The 3,445-nt window shown below is 50.3% G+C and carries 5 protein-coding genes; all 5 read right to left on the minus strand.

Going from position 1 to position 3,445, the window contains the following annotated elements:
• Positions 1-955: hypothetical protein (locus FBQ85_28120; protein ID MDL1879000.1), on the minus strand; the 955-nt coding region annotated here is incomplete at its 3' end.
• 142 nt (positions 956-1,097) lie between these two features.
• Positions 1,098-1,427, minus strand: coding sequence for a nucleotidyltransferase domain-containing protein (locus FBQ85_28125; protein MDL1879001.1), 330 nt, complete (start codon positions 1,425-1,427; stop codon positions 1,098-1,100).
• 112 nt (positions 1,428-1,539) lie between these two features.
• Positions 1,540-1,791: a HEPN domain-containing protein gene (locus tag FBQ85_28130; protein ID MDL1879002.1), complete on the minus strand. Its 252-nt coding sequence runs from the start codon at positions 1,789-1,791 to the stop codon at positions 1,540-1,542.
• Positions 1,792-1,858: 67 nt separating this feature from the next.
• On the minus strand, positions 1,859-2,956 hold the full coding sequence (locus FBQ85_28135) for a hypothetical protein (GenBank protein ID MDL1879003.1): 1,098 nt from the start codon (positions 2,954-2,956) through the stop codon (positions 1,859-1,861).
• Positions 2,957-3,048: 92 nt separating this feature from the next.
• A partial coding sequence (locus FBQ85_28140) for an SDR family oxidoreductase (protein ID MDL1879004.1) occupies positions 3,049-3,445 on the minus strand: 397 nt, incomplete at its 5' end.

Raw genomic sequence — 3,445 nt, forward strand, 5'->3', positions numbered from 1 at the left:
AGATGTTCGAATAGCCCACGCGATTCGACATGAACACGATTTCACGCTGGTTGTCATAACTGACGAAGGCGGGTTTCGTGCTGATGCCTTTGTCCGTGAGATGGCGGGTGATCATGCCGGGCGCATCGTTATCTTCCAACAGCGGATATTTTTCTTTCTTAAGATGATAAAGCCAAACCTTGTCAAACTCGCGATAATCAACGCCGAGCGTCAGCCGCATGACATCGGAAAAATTATCGGCCTTCCACAGATTTTCAATCAACAGCAAAAGTTTTTCTTCGCCGTAGCGTTCGGCGATGAATTTGCAGATTGCCTGGCCCTCTTTATACATCAAAAACGTGCCATAAATGCGATACATCTGGCTCAGCGGCACAAGATGCCCAGCGAGCACCGCATCGCGAATGAACATCTCTGCCTCGCTGTCCCAGCCTTCCGACCAATATTCTGCGATGCCCTCGGTAAACCACAACGGCAGGCCCGCATGCTGCGTGCGCTTGTGATCTTTCAAAACGCGATTGGCCTTGCCGTGCGTGAACACGTGCACCAATTCATGATTGATGACATGTTCGAAATCCGTCAGGCTGCCGGTAGCCGGAATCACCACCCGGCCTTTGAGAAATTCGAAAAAGCCGCCCACGCCCTCTGGAATCAAATTCGGAATCGTGTTGGTTTGTTGAAAGTGAAAATGGTTGGAATAAAAAATCAGCGGAATGGGATGGTTGAAATTGTGATTGACGAGATTTTCCAAGCGCGCATAGGCTTCCTCGGCGTAGGTTGCCCCGATCTCGGCAAGCTCGCGCATTTCCGGATAGAAATAAATGTCAAAATGGCGCGTTTTGAGAATTTGCCATTGAAAGTGGTTGTACTGGACTTTGTTGCGGCCAAAATAATATTGCGCTTGTGCAGGGGCCATCCAGGCCAGCAAGACAAGCAGCAGAAGCAACCGGTTTTTCATGCATGCTCCGAACAGTTTTGTCCCGGGCAGAGGAAGGTTTTTTAACGATTGGCGGAGATTCGTGAGAATTTAGTCTTTACGCATATTTAGTCAAGTTAAAATTCCTCAATAGACGGCGGAGGAGGCGGATGGACGGCGGAGGTTATTTTACGTCAATGCCATGTTTCAGAATTTCGTCTTGCGCAAATGGCGAGTCGAGAAAATCCTCGCGCGTGAAGGGATGAGTTTCAATCCAACGATTCACACGCAATGTCGTTTTGCAGATACGTTGGTTATCCAAAAATCGCATGCCGGTGAAATCGGGAGAAACGAGAGCGACATCAATATCGCTATATTCTGAGGCTGTTCCATGGACATGCGAGCCGAAGAGAATGGCGCGGTCAATGCGAATATTGTCCTTCTCCAACTCTACAATCAATCTTTTGATATCTACGATGATGTTCGTGGGAATTGATCTTTTGTCCACTTGTATACCTCTTCAATCCGTATAAAATGGTCATGTCCAAATTCTGCTGTGCAGAGTTTATAAAAAGTAAGCTTATAATCAGGATAACGCGCTTTCAATTTGAAGGAGTTGAATATCTTCAATCTCTCTCTTCAACGTCTTTTTCCAAAGGCAACGCCGCCTTGTCTGCCAGCCGCAACAAGTCATGAATTTTGGGAGGCATCTCATGTGTCCTCGCCACAACCAAGCCATTCAGCAGCTTTTCCAGGCTCATGTGGCCAAAGAACAGGCAATAATGCAGATTTTCTCCGCGCTGCAGGACGCGTCGCGCCACCTCGAGATCAGATTCTGCCAGGGTTTGCCAATAAGCAACATGTTTCGCCGCATTCATTGCTTTTCAACCTGCGAATCGCTTTAGAGTTCCTTTAATAAAAAGTAGACAACTTCAGCCGTGAATGTCAAGCCGGAATTGGGGGTTGCTGAGGCGCAACCCCAGGCTTGTCATCGAGAAGAACAGGCAGCTTCATTAATTCATCAGTGTGATAATGCGGCAAGCGCGTCCGTTCAGCGCCTTCCACCAGCCATCGTCCCTCTCCTGTTTTAAGCACCTGGCCGATGATTTTTGCCGGGACTTTGGCGAGACGATATCTGTTGAGCAACGCATCGCAGGCCTCCCTCTCGCCGGCAATCACAAGCGCGCCCGGCGCGATGAGGCCGAGCGGGGCAAGGCCAAAATGCTCACACACGACTTTTGCTTCGGGAAGCAAATCAATCTGGGCCAGGTCGATTTCGACATCCAAGGCGCTGGCGTCCATCATCATGTGCAATGCATTTGCCAGGCTGATTTCAAACAGATCCTGCATCGCATGAATGCCTTGAATTTTCCCGGCAATTTTTGCAGCCGGCACGAGATTCAGATCATTTTCATTGAACAAACGCCGGCAGCGCTGCGCAAATCGTAAATCAAAGGCTCTGGCCAACTCTGCTTCATGTATATGCGCGATCAGCGCGGTGGCCGCCGTTGCCAGGTTTGTCGTGAGAATGAGGCGATCATCCGGCTTGATATTTTGAGGAACACAGCGATTATCCGGGGTTGCTGCCGCCAGCATATAACTTGCGAGAAGCGGCTGTGTGAGGCCGTCAAGAGTTCTAACCTGTTCCCCCTGCCAGGTGAGGTTGAGCATTTTGCAGGCATGGCCAATGGCATCGAGACCGGCGTTCGGTTGCTGATCAGGATTCATGTCCGGAGGCAAAAACCGTGTGGCCCAGCAGCTTTTCGGTTCGCCGCCATAACACGCGAGCGCGTTCGCCAGCGCATAAACAGCATATGCGCCGGTGCCGGAGGCGAGATCACTGAAATCGGATTTGATGATGAATGAACGATCATCTAAGGTGATCTCAGTTCGATCGGGTTGTTGGTTTTTATGCGTCGACACGTTTCGCCGTAATCGCGGGAGCAAAAATCGCCAAAGCTGTATTACCGATTCGTTGTCATCGCGCGCATTTGCCCGATTGTGAGCCATGCGATTGTTTTTGCCTGGGCGTGACATGCTCAAGAAAGGATCACAAGAGATTATCGATATTCGTTCTCTTGATGAATATTATCAAAAAAACGTTTTGAATACGCGCCGGATTGCGCGAAACAAGCTTATCCCGCCAATACATTTCCGCCATTCACATTCAAGATCTCGCCGGTGAGATAAGATGCCAGATTGGAAGCCAGGAAAATAATCGGGCCGGCAATTTCTTCTGCGGTGCCGGGCCGGCGCAGCGGAATTATGCCGGTGATCTTCTCCCCTTCTGCGGCAATGGCTTCGTTTGACATATCGGTCGCCACCCAACCGGGCGCGACGCAATTCACCGTGATGTTGAAAGGCGCCAATTCCGGCGCAAGCGATTTCGTAAAGCTGATGATGGCGCCCTTACTTGCGGCATAATGTGAATGAAAGGCCTCGCCGCGCTGGCCGGCTGTGCTCGACACGTTGATGATCGTGCCTTGGCGCCGCGCTTTCATATGCGGTGTGATCAGACGGCAACACTTATAA

It is taken from the genome of Cytophagia bacterium CHB2, from assembly GCA_030263535.1.
Classification (GTDB): domain Bacteria; phylum Zhuqueibacterota; class Zhuqueibacteria; order Zhuqueibacterales; family Zhuqueibacteraceae; genus Coneutiohabitans.